The organism is Klebsiella sp. P1954, assembly GCF_018199955.1.
Taxonomy (GTDB): Bacteria; Pseudomonadota; Gammaproteobacteria; order Enterobacterales; family Enterobacteriaceae; genus Klebsiella; species Klebsiella pneumoniae.
Genome location: NZ_CP073373.1, coordinates 3645966 through 3661530 on the forward strand (window position 1 = coordinate 3645966; position 15565 = coordinate 3661530).

General features: G+C 52.8%; 15 protein-coding genes and 1 pseudogene. 8 read left to right on the forward strand and 8 right to left on the reverse strand.

Features of this window, described 5'->3' with window-relative positions; all coding sequences use genetic code 11:
- The first annotated feature begins 3 nt into the window (after positions 1-3).
- The 4 genes from KB890_RS17500 to KB890_RS17515 are packed head-to-tail and all read left to right on the forward strand — an operon-like array spanning position 4 to position 3709.
- The gene (locus KB890_RS17500) at positions 4-588 is read left to right on the forward strand and encodes a propanediol/glycerol family dehydratase medium subunit (protein WP_002917672.1); all 585 of its coding nucleotides are present in this window, start codon (positions 4-6) and stop codon (positions 586-588) included.
- Between the two features lie 2 nt (positions 589-590).
- Positions 591-1016 (forward strand): glycerol dehydratase small subunit DhaB3, encoded by a 426-nt coding sequence (locus tag KB890_RS17505; protein ID WP_002917670.1) that lies wholly within the window; start codon positions 591-593, stop codon positions 1014-1016.
- Positions 1017-1028: 12 nt separating this feature from the next.
- Positions 1029-2852 carry a diol dehydratase reactivase subunit alpha gene (locus tag KB890_RS17510; protein WP_020324494.1) on the forward strand — a complete coding sequence of 608 codons (1824 nt, stop codon included), beginning with the start codon at positions 1029-1031 and terminating at the stop codon, positions 2850-2852.
- Positions 2853-2905: 53 nt separating this feature from the next.
- On the forward strand, positions 2906-3709 hold the full coding sequence (locus KB890_RS17515) for an MIP/aquaporin family protein (protein WP_002917658.1): 804 nt from the start codon (positions 2906-2908) through the stop codon (positions 3707-3709).
- Positions 3710-3761: 52 nt separating this feature from the next.
- Here KB890_RS17515 and hdeB read toward each other — a convergent pair whose 3' ends face one another.
- On the reverse strand, positions 3762-4067 hold the full coding sequence (gene hdeB / locus KB890_RS17520) for an acid-activated periplasmic chaperone HdeB (protein ID WP_002917655.1): 306 nt from the start codon (positions 4065-4067) through the stop codon (positions 3762-3764).
- A gap of 26 nt (positions 4068-4093) precedes the next feature.
- Positions 4094-4669 (reverse strand): HdeD family acid-resistance protein, encoded by a 576-nt coding sequence (locus KB890_RS17525; RefSeq protein ID WP_020324491.1) that lies wholly within the window; start codon positions 4667-4669, stop codon positions 4094-4096.
- A gap of 240 nt (positions 4670-4909) precedes the next feature.
- On the opposite strand from KB890_RS17525, the gene KB890_RS17530 reads away from it, so the two are divergent.
- A complete protein-coding gene (locus tag KB890_RS17530; RefSeq protein ID WP_004144810.1) occupies positions 4910-5572 on the forward strand; it encodes a YfdX family protein in 663 nt (220 codons plus the stop codon).
- Between the two features lie 90 nt (positions 5573-5662).
- Here the strand turns inward: KB890_RS17530 and KB890_RS17535 are convergent, their stop codons facing one another.
- A complete protein-coding gene (locus KB890_RS17535; protein ID WP_004149871.1) occupies positions 5663-8905 on the reverse strand; it encodes an ATP-binding protein in 3243 nt (1080 codons plus the stop codon).
- A 4-nt stretch (positions 8906-8909) separates the two neighbouring features.
- Complete coding sequence (gene evgA, locus KB890_RS17540) at positions 8910-9524, reverse strand: acid-sensing system DNA-binding response regulator EvgA (protein ID WP_004900721.1); 615 nt, start codon at positions 9522-9524, stop codon at positions 8910-8912.
- 301 nt (positions 9525-9825) lie between these two features.
- Between evgA and KB890_RS17545 the strand changes: the two genes are divergently transcribed.
- Positions 9826-10191, forward strand: coding sequence for an HdeA/HdeB family chaperone (locus KB890_RS17545; RefSeq protein WP_004144804.1), 366 nt, complete (start codon positions 9826-9828; stop codon positions 10189-10191).
- 68 nt (positions 10192-10259) lie between these two features.
- Here the strand turns inward: KB890_RS17545 and KB890_RS27595 are convergent.
- Both KB890_RS27595 and KB890_RS17550 read right to left on the reverse strand, forming a co-directional pair.
- A pseudogene (locus tag KB890_RS27595) lies at positions 10260-10340 on the reverse strand (hypothetical protein); the annotation flags it as partial.
- 31 nt (positions 10341-10371) lie between these two features.
- Positions 10372-11217 (reverse strand): MBL fold metallo-hydrolase, encoded by an 846-nt coding sequence (locus tag KB890_RS17550; protein ID WP_022631434.1) that lies wholly within the window; start codon positions 11215-11217, stop codon positions 10372-10374.
- Positions 11218-11966: 749 nt separating this feature from the next.
- Here KB890_RS17550 and KB890_RS17555 point away from each other — a divergent pair.
- Together KB890_RS17555 and KB890_RS17560 are read left to right on the forward strand one after the other, a co-directional pair.
- Complete coding sequence (locus tag KB890_RS17555; protein ID WP_071579674.1) at positions 11967-12200, forward strand: hypothetical protein; 234 nt, start codon at positions 11967-11969, stop codon at positions 12198-12200.
- 92 nt (positions 12201-12292) lie between these two features.
- Positions 12293-12865 (forward strand): GNAT family N-acetyltransferase, encoded by a 573-nt coding sequence (locus KB890_RS17560; RefSeq protein ID WP_022631436.1) that lies wholly within the window; start codon positions 12293-12295, stop codon positions 12863-12865.
- Positions 12866-13830: 965 nt separating this feature from the next.
- Here the strand turns inward: KB890_RS17560 and KB890_RS17565 are convergent.
- A complete protein-coding gene (locus KB890_RS17565; RefSeq protein ID WP_048337905.1) occupies positions 13831-14307 on the reverse strand; it encodes a hypothetical protein in 477 nt (158 codons plus the stop codon).
- Positions 14304-15149 carry a winged helix-turn-helix domain-containing protein gene (locus KB890_RS17570; protein ID WP_022631437.1) on the reverse strand — a complete coding sequence of 282 codons (846 nt, stop codon included), beginning with the start codon at positions 15147-15149 and terminating at the stop codon, positions 14304-14306. Before KB890_RS17570 ends, KB890_RS17565 begins: the two co-directional genes overlap by 4 nt.
- Positions 15150-15565: the final 416 nt, after the last annotated feature.

The following is a 15565-nucleotide window of genomic DNA, read 5'->3' on the forward strand; positions in this document are numbered from 1 at the left end:
CCTGTGCAACAGACAACCCAAATTCAGCCCTCTTTTACCCTGAAAACCCGCGAGGGCGGGGTGGCTTCTGCCGATGAACGCGCCGATGAAGTGGTGATCGGCGTCGGCCCTGCCTTCGATAAACACCAGCATCACACTCTGATCGATATGCCCCATGGCGCGATCCTCAAAGAGCTGATTGCCGGGGTGGAAGAAGAGGGGCTTCACGCCCGGGTGGTGCGCATTCTGCGCACGTCCGACGTCTCCTTTATGGCCTGGGATGCGGCCAACCTGAGCGGCTCGGGGATCGGCATCGGTATCCAGTCGAAGGGGACCACGGTCATCCATCAGCGCGATCTGCTGCCGCTCAGCAACCTGGAGCTGTTCTCCCAGGCGCCGCTGCTGACGCTGGAGACCTACCGGCAGATTGGCAAAAACGCCGCGCGCTATGCGCGCAAAGAGTCGCCTTCGCCGGTGCCAGTGGTGAACGATCAGATGGTGCGGCCGAAATTTATGGCCAAAGCCGCGCTATTTCATATCAAAGAGACCAAACATGTGGTGCAGGACGCCGAGCCCGTCACCCTGCACGTCGACTTAGTAAGGGAGTGACCATGAGCGAGAAAACCATGCGCGTGCAGGATTATCCGTTAGCCACCCGCTGCCCGGAGCATATCCTGACGCCTACCGGCAAACCATTGACCGATATTACCCTCGAGAAGGTGCTCTCTGGCGAGGTGGGCCCGCAGGATGTGCGGATCTCCCGCCAGACCCTTGAGTACCAGGCGCAGATTGCCGAGCAGATGCAGCGCCATGCGGTGGCGCGCAATTTCCGCCGCGCGGCGGAGCTTATCGCCATTCCTGACGAGCGCATTCTGGCTATCTATAACGCGCTGCGCCCGTTCCGCTCCTCGCAGGCGGAGCTGCTGGCGATCGCCGACGAGCTGGAGCACACCTGGCATGCGACAGTGAATGCCGCCTTTGTCCGGGAGTCGGCGGAAGTGTATCAGCAGCGGCATAAGCTGCGTAAAGGAAGCTAAGCGGAGGTCAGCATGCCGTTAATAGCCGGGATTGATATCGGCAACGCCACCACCGAGGTGGCGCTGGCGTCCGACGACCCGCAGGCGAGGGCGTTTGTTGCCAGCGGGATCGTCGCGACGACGGGCATGAAAGGGACGCGGGACAATATCGCCGGGACCCTCGCCGCGCTGGAGCAGGCCCTGGCGAAAACACCGTGGTCGATGAGCGATGTCTCTCGCATCTATCTTAACGAAGCCGCGCCGGTGATTGGCGATGTGGCGATGGAGACCATCACCGAGACCATTATCACCGAATCGACCATGATCGGTCATAACCCGCAGACGCCGGGCGGGGTGGGCGTTGGCGTGGGGACGACTATCGCCCTCGGGCGGCTGGCGACGCTGCCGGCGGCGCAGTATGCCGAGGGGTGGATCGTACTGATTGACGACGCCGTCGATTTCCTTGACGCCGTGTGGTGGCTCAATGAGGCGCTCGACCGGGGGATCAACGTGGTGGCGGCGATCCTCAAAAAGGACGACGGCGTGCTGGTGAACAACCGCCTGCGTAAAACCCTGCCGGTGGTAGATGAAGTGACGCTGCTGGAGCAGGTCCCCGAGGGGGTGATGGCGGCGGTGGAAGTGGCCGCGCCGGGCCAGGTGGTGCGGATCCTGTCGAATCCCTACGGGATCGCCACCTTCTTCGGGCTAAGCCCGGAAGAGACCCAGGCCATCGTCCCCATCGCCCGCGCCCTGATTGGCAACCGTTCCGCGGTGGTGCTCAAGACCCCGCAGGGGGATGTGCAGTCGCGGGTGATCCCGGCGGGCAACCTCTACATTGGCGGCGAAAAGCGCCGCGGAGAGGCCGATGTCGCCGAGGGCGCGGAAGCCATCATGCAGGCGATGAGCGCCTGCGCTCCGGTACGCGACATCCGCGGCGAACCGGGCACCCACGCCGGCGGCATGCTTGAGCGGGTGCGCAAGGTAATGGCGTCCCTGACCGGCCATGAGATGAGCGCGATATACATCCAGGATCTGCTGGCGGTGGATACGTTTATTCCGCGCAAGGTGCAGGGCGGGATGGCCGGCGAGTGCGCCATGGAGAATGCCGTCGGGATGGCGGCGATGGTGAAAGCGGATCGTCTGCAAATGCAGGTTATCGCCCGCGAACTGAGCGCCCGACTGCAGACCAAGGTGGTGGTGGGCGGCGTGGAGGCCAACATGGCCATCGCCGGGGCGTTAACCACTCCCGGCTGTGCGGCGCCGCTGGCGATCCTCGACCTCGGCGCCGGCTCGACGGATGCGGCGATCGTCAACGCGGAGGGGCAGATAACGGCGGTCCATCTCGCCGGGGCTGGGAATATGGTCAGCCTGTTGATTAAAACCGAGCTGGGCCTCGAGGATCTTTCGCTGGCGGAAGCGATAAAAAAATACCCGCTGGCCAAAGTGGAAAGCCTGTTCAGTATTCGTCACGAGAATGGCGCGGTGGAGTTCTTTCGGGAAGCCCTCAGCCCGGCGGTGTTCGCCAAAGTGGTGTACATCAAGGAGGGCGAACTGGTGCCGATCGATAACGCCAGCCCGCTGGAAAAAATTCGTCTCGTGCGCCGGCAGGCGAAAGAGAAAGTGTTTGTCACAAACTGCCTGCGCGCGCTGCGCCAGGTCTCACCCGGCGGTTCCATTCGCGATATCGCCTTTGTGGTGCTGGTGGGCGGCTCATCGCTGGACTTTGAGATCCCGCAGCTTATCACGGAAGCCTTGTCGCACTATGGCGTGGTCGCCGGGCAGGGCAATATTCGGGGAACAGAAGGGCCGCGCAATGCGGTCGCCACCGGGCTGCTACTGGCCGGTCAGGCGAATTAAACGGGCGCTCGCGCCAGCCTCTCTCTTTAACGTGCTATTTCAGGATGCCGATAATGAACCAGACTTCTACCTTAACCGGGCAGTGCGTGGCCGAGTTTCTTGGCACCGGATTGCTCATTTTCTTCGGCGCGGGCTGCGTCGCTGCGCTGCGGGTCGCCGGGGCCAGCTTTGGTCAGTGGGAGATCAGTATTATCTGGGGCCTTGGCGTCGCCATGGCCATCTACCTGACGGCCGGTGTCTCCGGCGCGCACCTTAATCCGGCGGTGACCATTGCCCTGTGGCTGTTCGCCTGTTTTGAACGCCGCAAGGTGCTGCCGTTTATTGTTGCCCAGACGGCCGGGGCCTTCTGCGCCGCCGCGCTGGTGTATGGGCTCTATCGCCAGCTGTTTCTCGATCTTGAACAGAGTCAGCATATCGTGCGCGGCACTGCCGCCAGTCTTAACCTGGCCGGGGTCTTTTCCACGTACCCGCATCCACATATCACTTTTATACAAGCGTTTGCCGTGGAGACCACCATCACGGCAATCCTGATGGCGATGATCATGGCCCTGACCGACGACGGCAACGGAATTCCGCGCGGGCCGCTGGCGCCGTTGCTGATTGGCTTGCTGATCGCCGTGATCGGCGCGTCGATGGGGCCGCTAACCGGCTTTGCGCTGAATCCGGCGCGCGACTTCGGCCCAAAACTGTTTACCAGTCTGGCCGGGTGGGGCTCGATCGCCTTTACCGGTGGGCTGGCGATCCCTTACTTTCTGGTGCCGCTGCTGGCGCCGGTGGTGGGGGCGATTATCGGGGCGTTTTTGTATCGCAAGCTTATCGGCCGCCATCTGCCGTGCGAATGCGGTATCGATGAGTAAAGCGGGACCCGCCGCAGCGCGGCGGGTTTCCCCGGCCTGATGCCGGGGGGGGTTATTTTTTGATGACCGCGCTGAGATCGCCAAGTTTAGCGGCGGGGTTCTTGTGGCACTCCTGCAGCATTTTCGGTACCGAAACGGTCTCGACTTCATGCCAGTCAACATAGTCGCCGCCGCTAAAGTCGGTGTTGCGATTCACTACCCAGAAGGCCACCGGGGTCATGCTTTTTGGGTTCATATCCATAAATTCCTGACAGGTCATATTCTGCGGCGTGGTTTCCTCAACCGCGAACGCCGGGCTGGTCATCAGACAGAATGTGGTAGCCGCCACGGTCAATACGAGTGCTTTAGGTAAATTCATTTTCTTCTCCAGTGACAAAATAGGGCTTAAGCCTGAGCGTGCTTCATTTTATTGCGCAGGACCAACAAGCCGATGGCGCTAAATATCATTTCAACGCCGATAAAGGCGGTAATAAATAACCAGCTTTGCTGCGGGTTCATGGCCAGCCACAGGCAGGCGATAAGTAAATCCAACAGGCCGATAAAAATATTCCAGCCAGCGCCGCTTTGTTTGCGGGTTTGACATCCGTTAACGATGCGGGAAATACCGCCGAGAACAAATAAAAAGCCAAATAAAATGGCCAGACTGCTCATACCGTTGAGGGGATTGATGACAAAGCTCAGGCCGAGCACGATCCAGGCGATGGCGAAGATCAGCGCCACCAGGCGTGATTTCCAGTGCTGCTGGCGGAAGACAATCAGGCTGTACAGCGAATAGAAGCCGCAGATCATCAATAACATGCCGATTACTGTGGCGAGATACCAGCCGGCGACCAACGGCCAGGCCAGACAACAGGCTCCGCAGATAAACAGCAATACCGCCATCAGGCAGGCATGCCGTTTATATCGAATGAAGACGCGTGGGCTAAACGCATTTAAGGTGTAATGGCTAAACATAAACATAATTGCTCCGCAGATCCCGGTTGGCGGCCTGACGCTGAATAAAAAGCGTGAGGGTTTATTCAGCGGGCCAAAAGAAAGGTCTGAGGAAAATAGTAGGCCGCGCGATCGGCAGGCGTAAATAAGAGCGCCGAGGTCACTTTATACGCCTGGTCTGACAGCTGTCAGACCAGGCCCGCAATATTACTTCCGGGCTCTGATTCTCAATGCCCGCGATATTTTTTAAGCTGGCTGCGTTTGGTGATGCTTACCGATTTTAATCAGGAGTCAACGATGAAAAAAGTCATTCTGGCGAGCCTGCTGGCAACCATGATGAGTACCTCTCCGGTATGGGCAACAGATAGCGCGACGGCAGCGCCAGCCGCGGCAGCCACGACGCAGGTACAGAAAGAAGCCGCCGATGTGCTGCAGGTGGCGGTGCAGGGCGCGAATGCGATGCGCGACATCCAGTTCGCCCGTCTGGCGCTGTTCCATGGCCAGCCGGATAGCGCCAAAAAACTGACAGACGACGCCGCCGCGCTGCTGGCCGCCGATGATGCCAGCTGGGCGAAGTTTGTGAAAACTGATGCTAAAGCCAAAATGATCGCCGATCGCTATGTGATCATTAACGCCTCTATCGCCCTGTCTGAAGACTATGTGGCCACGCCGGAAAAAGAGAGCGCTATCCAATCCGCCAACGAAAAGCTGGCGAAAGGCGATCAGAAAGGGGCTATCGATACCCTGCGTCTGGCCGGTATTGGCGTGATTGAGAACCAGTATCTGATGCCGCTTAACCAGACCCGTAAGGCGGTAGCGCAGGCGCAAGAACTGCTGAAAGCCGGTAAATATTACGAAGCGAATCTGGTGCTGAAGGGCGCTGAAGAGGGCATTGTGGTGGATAGCGAGATGCTGGTGGCAGGCAACTGATACTTGTTCCACCCTGAGAGAGCGCAGAGGAAAAAACTGACAAGGATGTCCCCTTAACGCTCGGGCAGGCGGACTGCCCGAGCGGAACGGCTAGCGGCCGATCAGGGCGTCGATTTCGCCATCGATCTCGCGCATGACGCCGGTGATGCGCTGTACCACCTCCAGACAGCTTGCCGGCGTCAGCGAATCAGGCCGCTTTGCCTCAAAAGGGGCGCACAGTTGTTGTAGCGCAGTAATCCCCAGAATTTGTGCTGAACCGTGCAGACGGTGCAGCGCCCGCAGAAAGATCTGCGGCTCATGCCGGGCGATTGCCTGTCCGGCAGCCTGTAAATCCGCGGCCGACGCATCGCGGAACGTCTCCAGCATCTCATTCATCAGCGCCTGGTCTCCCCCCGTATTCTCGCTCAGCACGCTGAGCTTCAGGTGCCGGGTAGCGTGAGGTGATGCGCGGCCCACCGCTAAACGGCTGAGCTCATGACTCAGCGTCTGGACCGACACCGGCTTAAACAGACACATATTCATGCCGCTGGCCAGACACGCCTCCCGCGATTGCGGCAGCGCGCTGGCAGTCACGCCCCAAATTACCAGGCCCGGATAGCGACGGCGTAGTGAGGCCGCCAGCGCCAGGCCATCTTTCTTCGGCATATTGAGGTCCGTTATCAGCAGATCGTAATGTTTGCTGGCGAGCTTATTCTCTGCCTCTTCACCGTCGCAGGCTTCATCGACGCTATAGCCGATAGTGCTGAGCTGGCGCTTGAGCAGTAGCCGGTTGGTGGGGTGATCGTCCGCTATCAGTATCGCCAGCCCGGGTAGAGCCTGCGGTCTGGCGGGCGACGCCTGCGGCGCGTGGATCGCGCAGCGGCTCGCCTTGACCGGCAGCGTGATGGTGAAAGTGGTCCCCACGCCCGGACGGCTGACCATCTCCAGGCGACCCTGCATCAGCGCAACCAGCTCTTTGCAAATGACCAGCCCCAGTCCGGAGCCGGTCTGCTGGCGTCCCTGGCGCGCCTGGGCATAGCGGTGGAAGAGGGTGGCCTGCTCTGCTTCACTGATCCCGCAGCCGCTGTCGCTAACCATGAGGGCCAGCTCTCCCTGTGTCTCATTCGCCGGCGTCAGCCGGCAGGAGACCTGAATTGCGCCTTCGACGGTAAACTTCAGCGCATTGCCGATGAGATTATTGAGGATTTGCCGTAGCGCCTGCGGGTCGACCCACAGCATGGTCCCTTCCTGCAGCGCATTATGGTAGTGCAGATCGATGCCCTTTTGCTGCGCCAGCGCGTCGAAGGTATGACACTGCTGCGACACTAACTGTGCGACATCGCTCCACTGCGGGGTAACCTGGTATTTTCCCGATTCAATCTTGTCGATATCAAGAATATTGCCGATAAGTCCCAGCAGGGTTTGCGCCGTCGACCCCGCCAGCTCGATCGCCTCTTTACGCTGGCCGACGTTCAGCTCAGGTTTCGCCAGCAGCTCCAGAAAGCCGACGATGGCGCTCACCGGCGTGCGCAGCTCGTGGCTCATGCTGGCCAGAAAGCGGCTCTTGGCTTTTGTCGCCTGAATCGCTTTGTCTTTTTCGCGCTCCAGCGCACAGGAGAGGGCCTCCTTCTGCGCCAGCTCCTCCTCGAGCCGCTGCTGGGAGTCTTTACGTTTGCGCACTTCCCGACACAGAGAGAGTCCCCAGCCGAGGCTGATGGCGATCAGCACCAGCGCAAAGGCGATCAGCTGGTAAAACTGGCGGCTGTACTGGCTCCAGTTCTCTATTTGCTGACTGGAGATTTTCGACCACTTCTCGGTCATCTGCAGAATATCCCGTGGCGGAATAACCTGCAGCGCTTTGTTAAGAATGGCGGCCAGCACCGGTTCATCGCGCGGGATGGCCAGCCGAATGGCCGCGACGGGGAGTCCATCAATGCGGGTGTAGTGCAGACCCTGTGGATAGTAGTGGTCGATCATATAGCGGGCGGAAAGCTCCGAGGCTACGGCGGCATCCACTTCGCCTTCCTCTACCATCTTCATGGCGACGCCAACGTTATCCGTTTCCACCCAGTTAATCAGCGGAAAACGCGCTTTCAGATCATGGGCGGCGATAGGCCCGACCGGCAGGGCGATCCGCGCCGAGCGCGTCAGCAGATGCTGATCGGGGGCGCTGCCGCGGGCGACCAGCACAAAGGCCACGTTAATGAGCGGATCGCTGAGGGTGACGTAGGCCTGCGGCTGTGGGGTCAGGGTGGTGGCGGGCATGATCGCCCAGTCCTCTTTTTCCATGCGCTTTGCCAGAGCCTGACGGTTGCGCACCAGAATAGGGTCAAACTGCAGGCCGGTCTGGAGTGAGACAATATTCAGCATATCGGCCATGATGCCGCGCAGTTCATCCTCGTTATCCACCAGGGTAAATGGCGGAAAATAGGGGTTCACCAGCAGGCGGACGCGACGATGCTTCTGCAGCCAGCGCTGCTCTTCGGGGCTAAAGGTAAGCGGGGTATTGAGAAACGACAGATCGCCACGGTTGAGCCAGTTTTGCATGATCCGCATCGCGGTGTCGCTGTCGACGGCATGGATAAAACGGTCGAAGAGTTGATGCAACTCTGGCCGATCGTCACGGGTGACAAAGCGGTTGTGTTGCTCCTGCTGACGAAAATAGTGCGCGATAACCAGCGATTGCGAGAAATATTTCGAGATGCAGTGGCCAGTGGTGATGTTGTTGCCGATAAAATACTGATTCTCGCCGCTGACCACCGAGGCGAGAGCCTGATAGTCGCTATCATAAAGGGTGATTTTGGCGTTGGGAAACGCCTGCTGAATAATATCGAAAAAAGCGCAATCGCGGGTGCAGGCCAGCGTGACGCGGCGGTCAGTGGTCAGCGGCGGCAGAGGGGATTTCAGCGAGGTGACCAGCGTCGGCCAGGTTTTAAGCAGCGGCGCGGATTGATCCAGGCCCGGGGCGAGCGCATCCCGGTGCGCCACCTGAGTGAGCAGGGTATCCACCTGGCGGTCGGCCAGGGCGGTGAGCGCCTGCTGCTCGGTGTCATACTGGCGGATAATCACCTTCAGTCCGAGGCTGTGCGCCATCAGCGCTAGATAGTCGGCGTTAATGCCCTGATAACTTTTCTCGTCGCCGTCATAGACGATGGGCGTCCTCTCGGGAAGCCAGGTCCCGACGGTCAGCGTCGGCTGCGCCGCCAGCCATGCTTTCTCCTTACCGCTAAGCGGGATATCGATCGCCGCGATATGAGAATGGCTCTTCAGCTCCAGCTGTTTCATGGCATACGCGGCAGGCGAGAGGCTCAGCGCCAGCCCGACAACGACGGATAAAATAAGACGAACCGCCATGCCATCACCCTATTTTATTGCGTTGCGCAAAGTCATATAGCTCAAGCAGGGTGCTGCAGCCTAATTTATCCATCAGACGGACCTTATAGGTACTTACCGTTTTATTGCTGATGTTCATTTTGCTGCCGATGGTGGTGTAGTCGACGCCGCTGAGAATATAGCGGAACACCTTCATCTCCTGCGTTGACAGCGTATCCAGCCGGTCCTGATCGGTGATGCCGTGGGTGCAGAAGCGTTCCAGTGAAAAGGGGAAATAGCTGTAGCCATTATTGGCTGCTTCGATTGCGGCGAGGATATTATTCATTCCCTCTTTTTTACTCACAAAACCATTTGCTCCGCAGTCGGCGCTGCGTTTGCCGTAGAACAGTTCATTCTTAGCGGAAATGATGATGATTGTTCCCTGGTAGCGGCGTTTGCGCAGCTGCTCCAGCACCTCGATACCGCTGAGCTCCGGAATATCGACGTCGACGATGAGCAGGTCAGGCTGCATGCTTTCCGCGGTCTGCACGGCATGAGCGCCGCTGTCGAGCTCTGCCGCGACGGTAATACCGTTGCTGTCGAGAAGGTTGCGAATGGCGATACGTGCCAATGGATGATCGTCAATGATTATCGCATTCATGGGGGCGTAAATCCTGATATGAAAAAAGAAGGGCGATGCCTGGTGCAGGTGCGGCGGGGGTTATTTTTATCGATGCCGTTATAAGGCGTAATTGTAACACAAATCGTTTTGGGCCAGGGAAATATTGTGGAGCTGAGCCAGACGAATATATTTGCATAGCTGGATGACAGCTGTAGGAACGGGCGTTCACTTGCTTCAGCGCGGTCTGCTGTTAAAAAAAATGCAAACGATTAATCTGCTCTTATTAAGGTGAGTTCTCGGGAATATCGTCCGGCGACAACTGGCAGGTAAAATAATAACAATGGCGAAAGAAAAACGCGCCTTCTGGCGAAAATGGGTTTGGAAACATCTAATGGCAGGAATAACAGTACTGGCAATGAGTAGCGCCGCGGTGGGAAAGGATGTCGTCCCCGATGAGGCGCGGACCCGAGATATGATGCGCTGTCAGGATTATCTGCAACTGGATCCGCGCGCCTGGACGCCGATGGTGATTTGGCTGATGAACGATCCTTTTTCACTGGAGCCGCCGGAGTGGACCGACTTCCATGAAGCCGAGCTGGTGCTGACGCCGATCCTCACCGAAATCTGCCGTCAGGAGCCGGATGTCTGGCTCACCTCGCTGCGGGAACGGCTCAATTCTTATCAGCAGGTGCGGTCACTGAACTAAGCGACCGCGGTAAAACGGCAGAAAAAGTGACTAAATGCGCAGTTAGCGGCCTTCTTCTGCGCAAAGGCTCAGCAGCGGCCCGCTTTTTGCGACAGGGCGTCGCAGGTTTTGCTCGCTAGCGTCGGGTTGGCGCCGGCGCAGATGGCATTCAGAGGCGCTGTCATCTGCGCGCTTTCACATTTATTTCCCGGTGGCAGAAAAATTCAGCGTTAATCCAACGCCGACCTCGTTAATTTTGATAAAACGCGCCAGGCTAACCTTCGCCGCAAGATCGGTACAATGGCACGGATAGACGGAGTCTGGGGACAATACTTTAAGGTAATCCCCTGTCTGCATGAGGCGATCTTCATCAGCATTTTGCAAATGGAACCCGCCAATGACCGAAACAATGTGTTTTTCTCCGGTAACCTGTTTTGCATATTCAATAATGTTAGCTATTCCCGCGTGAGAACAGCCTGTGACTACCACCAGTCCATCTTCTGTTTTTATTGCCAGCGCAGAATCATCCATAACGTAATCATCTGTAATTTCGCTTTTATCATCCACCGTTTGGCCTACCGGTGTCAGCATCTCAAATTTATTGTCCCTTGGTATTTGACCGAGGAAGATAATGTTTTCAGTGAGTGGATAAGGTTTTTTGCTGCAAATTTTGTCAAAAAAGGGATCATTTTGATCGAATCTGTAGTTTATCCCGATGGCTTTTGCATCAAAGTATTTTGGGGTTAATGCATCTGGGTGACAGATTAAGTTTATCTTTCTTTCAGGAATGAAATTTATCCGGTCATAATATTGAACTAAATGATTTAGCCCCCAGGTATGATCGTTATGCCCATGAGAAAAAACGATGCTATCGATACTGGTTAAATCAATTTTCAGCGTCTGCGCATTCTTCAGGAAAACATCCGAATATCCGGTATCGAAAAGGATTTTTTGACCATCATACTCAATCAGATAAGACACACCAGGTTCACCGATAAGGTACCTGTCAATTAATGTATTATTATCAACCAGAACCGTCAATCTCATCAGCCAATCCTCGATGTGGAGCCAATAATATAAAAAACTACATCTTTCTATTCTGGACTGGTGTTATGCCACATTCATTGCGGATAAGCAATTCACCAACATTTGTCATGAAAGACAGGGCTGACCAGATACCGCCGGGAAAAGAATGAGCTTAACTAAAAAAGTTGCATAGTGCCGTTTCTCGCTTGCGTTAGCCTTTTATGCAACCGCGGCCATGCTCATCACAAGGGAGACGGTAGTCATGCAATCGCTGTCTTTCATCCCTGACAACATAACCGGTCTAAGGGCATACCGATATCGCGCCATGCCCTCATAGTCGACCGATGGAACGCTACCGTCAAGCCGAACCGTTCGACATCAACGCTCCTGAGGGCAGTAGGAATAGGAATGCGCAGTTATCCGCATCGCTGACCTGACTTGAGAAACGTCGTATCCAGTAGCCTTGCTAATACTGATATATCTTATTTCCATTAGTTATTAATGAATCATTGACAGTGTTTTGCTGAACTGATTCAGCTAATGGCTCGCAGGATAATGTTTTGTAAAAATTATGTGATTAAAATTTAAGGGTTTGTAGTAAGCTCTAAAGATAGAAAGATCGTCTGGATTTTATCCGCTACCTTGAAGGGATTAATAAATCTGCGTTATAAATTAATCGCACTATTTAGAATACAATGGAAATATCTGAATGAACAATTCAGATAAATAGTGAAATAAATCTTATTATGCTGGTAGCTTCAGGACAGGGTATGTTTATGAAGAATGGAATTATTCTATCAATCGCAGATCGTATCAAAGACGCGTTTCCCATACCAACAGACGAATTCAGAAAAAGGCTTGAAGAGGACTGTTATGTAATATGGAAGTTGCCGCAATTTTATACCTGGCAAATCACCCTATCCTCCATCATTCCCGCCTGTACTGATTATATTGAAGCAATAAATGCAGAGGTACATGGCGCTTATGGTTCTGCCCGCCATTAAAACCAATGGTGAAATCATTCGCAAAGTTCTGTTTGTCACCGTGGGTGCGATGATGGTGACGCTTTCAGTAAAATATTTTACAGGAGTATGAAATGGCAATGGTCAATGAAAATATCGTCATTCGTCTGGCGCAAGACGTAGACATCCCTGAGGTGAAACAACTGCTGGAGCGCTATCACGCAAAAAATCTTGCAGGCGAGCAACGGGCGAATGGATTTGTCACCACCGATATGACGGAGCAGCAATTAAGCGAACTAAGTTCAGCCGAAAGTGGTGTGGTGATCGCCGTTGATCGTTCATGTGACAAGGTCATTGGTCTGCTGCTCGGCGGATCGTGGGAATTTCTCAGCCCGTGGCCCATGTTTAAATACATGGCAAGTATTCTCAACGAATATCGCTACCAGGGGGAAAAACTGGATGCAGTAAGCTCATATCAGTATGGCCCCATCTGCGTCGCAGAAGAGTATCGTGGCCGGGGCGTGGGCGAGATGCTGCTTGAGTATCAGCGCAAGGTGTTTGCACCGCGTTATCCCGTCATCGTTACCTTTGTCAATGTGCTGAACCCGCGCTCGTATGCGTTTCATACCCGCAACCAGTTCGAAGACGTCGGTTTCTTTAACTTCAATGGCAATAAGTACCACATGATGGCATTACCGACCTCCTGAGCGTTGGGCTGAAATAGTGCGGTATACCCGGCGGGCGTCTTCGGCGCCTGCCGGTATAAGCATAGGTCCAGGTTTGGCCGGTGGCTGACCGATCTCTGCTATTTTGAGGGCGTCTGGAAAAGGAAAAGGGCCTACGTTTGCACATAAACCCTTGATATCCCGGGCCCCTGTTGGGTTTGAACCAACGACCAAGCGATTATGAGTTCCTACCAGAACAACCGAAAATCAATAGTTTGCGTTATTTATCATTGACATAGATTGCCACTATTTACCAATGATTACCAATTATTCGCCATTTCTACCGCCCCTTAATTTAGCCATCAAGTTGCAATTTGTTATTAGTCTTATGTGACTTAATACATACCGGCTTTTACTGTGCTCAAAGTGATTGACCTGTAAGGCTCGCTCCAAGAATAGATTCAAAGTGAGAGAACTAGGTATGCGGGAAAGAAAATGGCTATCAATGATTCAGGCGATTATACCAATATGAACTCCTCCCTGAAAACAGTGCCAAGCTAAACCAGAAGTCTCCGGAAAGACGAAGATCTCTGATTTAGCACTACACTGAATTTGGGCCAAGGTCAGAAAACTTGAGCAATTAAAAATAGCGTGCAACTAAAACAGGGATTCTTACATTAGCTACTCAACCCATAAATAACATTGCTAGTCAAACACTAACTGATATATCCCGTATTTTCATCCTATTGTGCGAGTCAGTAGTTGTATCTATGAGGGACACAAGGGATTCATTATGCACTGGTTTCATGAAAGGGTAACTCAGCCTATCCGAACAAGTCTTTAGAAATCTTGAACGCATTTTAGTTTAGTTGAAGTCTAATTTTTGATCGATTCAAAAAGGCTTTTTCAGGGTGAAAAAGCCTTTGTAAAGCTGAAAAAATGCAAATACTGGGACTATAAGATCTCGCCTACAGGGAGTGGCATCATATTCTGTTAACGAAGTTTACTTATTGTTCTGTGCAGTAAAAAGCAGGAGTAAACTCTTTAACAAAAATGTACCCACCGGGTTTTTGTGCGTATACTTGAAAACTGGTGCGGGCCCCATGTTCAGTATAGAATTCTGGAAGCAACTTTTTTAGACCATCTGGGCCTGCAGTATCTTGTAATGATATAGTAGTGGTTGTATTTTCAAGATAAACTCCCTCATTAATACGCTTATATTTGAAAAGAACAGTTCTGCTTATACTAAAAATACCTTTATTACCGTTATTCAGCACGCCAGATAAATTTGCTACTCCTTCATGACCAAGGAAAGAGTATTTCAAACGAATGGACAGTAGTTGATGCTCTTTATGAACATTAATGATAGCATCACAAGTCATTGTATCTGAGTGTTGTGCCTTCCATTCAGTCCAGTTGTCGATTGCCAACGAAACGAAAGTGATAAATAGGATAATTGCGGTAATTGAACCGACTATATTCATTCGAGATAGTAATCTGATTCGCATTCTTCCCCCGGCAGGAAAGTCCCGATACAGCGTATTACTGACATCCTTTGTATCGGATAGACTGAAGATAAGTATAAAGTTTCTCCTTCTTCACAGTCAGGAGGGTTCTGTTTTAGCAATTCATTTAATTCATGTTCATTCAGCAGGGCTGGATCTGTATATATGTCGCAATTTTTAACTTTAAGCTTTGTTTTTGTATAATGACTAAAGTAATTTTCCCTCTTTAAATTGTGAGCAGTATAGAACATCAGGATGCAGAAAAACAAAAGTAACAGATTAGTTATCAGTATCATACCGTGATTGTACCGGTTTTTTTTGATGATACCTTTTTCTTCTAATTGCTTAAAGTTATTTAGAAAGTGCTCATCAGCAGTGTTAATAGCTTCAGATGTGCTGAAAGGTATGTTCTTGGTGCCATTCATAGGTTCCAGGCAATTACTCACTGAAGTTACTATTGGGGTTATATCTAACCCATTGTCTATAGTTACACCTTTCCCATAATGAGTTGAAATTAGGCGTTTACCGGCACCTACTTTTTCCAGGCCTCTTCTGAGGTTCAGCATGTTTTGATAAAAAGTATTACTGCTAACAATCACTCCACGCTTACCCCACACTAGCTCTTTCATTTCATCTCTTGAGATCACTCTACCTTGATTCTCTATCAGGATCTTAAAACATTCTGATGCTGTACTCAGGAGGGTTACAGTTCGCCCATCAATTACATTACGAAGAGTATTTTCATTAGGACAAAAATGAATGTTACCTTCAATTGTGTATAAAGTCGGTTCTGAATGACACACCGACTCCTCTTCAAGCATGTTGCGCTCCTGTTAAGCAAAAAGAGAGGTTTTACTTAGTAAATCTTGTAATCAGGTTAATATAAGGAAAAATCTTAATCAAGATCAAGTTTAACCAGTTGATTTATCTAGGTAGTTGGGTTGGTTCTTAAGATTCTTTATCGCTTTTTCATATCAGCATCCTTATTACAAATGAGTTGTGTTGCAAAATTGTTAAATTTTATGTGTTGTACAAAGTCTATCGTCAAGGGATAAGAATCTCAATTATAAACTTAAGACTATTCTTTCATTTTTTTGGGGAGCTATCCGAGGGTAATCTTTGGGAAAGCCATCGTACAGATGATGCCAATTTCCATCTGCTGAGTTCAGCAGTGCTTATTTGTGACATAAGGAACATCCTGCGTTGAGGATAGCTGAAGGCGGTTAAATGAAGATAG

Bases quoted from the DNA above. Each gene is read 5' to 3' on its own strand.
- KB890_RS17505 (WP_002917670.1), top strand. From the start codon at position 591: ATGAGCGAGAAAACCATGCGCGTGCAGGATTATCCGTTAGCCACCCGC.
- KB890_RS17510 (WP_020324494.1), top strand. From the start codon at position 1,029: ATGCCGTTAATAGCCGGGATTGATATCGGCAACGCCACCACCGAGGTG.
- KB890_RS17515 (WP_002917658.1), top strand. From the start codon at position 2,906: ATGAACCAGACTTCTACCTTAACCGGGCAGTGCGTGGCCGAGTTTCTT.
- hdeB (WP_002917655.1), bottom strand. From the start codon at position 4,067: ATGAATTTACCTAAAGCACTCGTATTGACCGTGGCGGCTACCACATTC.
- KB890_RS17525 (WP_020324491.1), bottom strand. From the start codon at position 4,669: ATGTTTATGTTTAGCCATTACACCTTAAATGCGTTTAGCCCACGCGTC.
- KB890_RS17530 (WP_004144810.1), top strand. From the start codon at position 4,910: ATGCTTACCGATTTTAATCAGGAGTCAACGATGAAAAAAGTCATTCTG.
- KB890_RS17535 (WP_004149871.1), bottom strand. From the start codon at position 8,905: ATGGCGGTTCGTCTTATTTTATCCGTCGTTGTCGGGCTGGCGCTGAGC.
- evgA (WP_004900721.1), bottom strand. From the start codon at position 9,524: ATGAATGCGATAATCATTGACGATCATCCATTGGCACGTATCGCCATT.
- KB890_RS17545 (WP_004144804.1), top strand. From the start codon at position 9,826: ATGGCGAAAGAAAAACGCGCCTTCTGGCGAAAATGGGTTTGGAAACAT.
- KB890_RS17550 (WP_022631434.1), bottom strand. From the start codon at position 11,217: ATGAGATTGACGGTTCTGGTTGATAATAATACATTAATTGACAGGTAC.
- KB890_RS17555 (WP_071579674.1), top strand. From the start codon at position 11,967: ATGTTTATGAAGAATGGAATTATTCTATCAATCGCAGATCGTATCAAA.
- KB890_RS17560 (WP_022631436.1), top strand. From the start codon at position 12,293: ATGGCAATGGTCAATGAAAATATCGTCATTCGTCTGGCGCAAGACGTA.
- KB890_RS17565 (WP_048337905.1), bottom strand. From the start codon at position 14,307: ATGAATATAGTCGGTTCAATTACCGCAATTATCCTATTTATCACTTTC.
- KB890_RS17570 (WP_022631437.1), bottom strand. From the start codon at position 15,149: ATGCTTGAAGAGGAGTCGGTGTGTCATTCAGAACCGACTTTATACACA.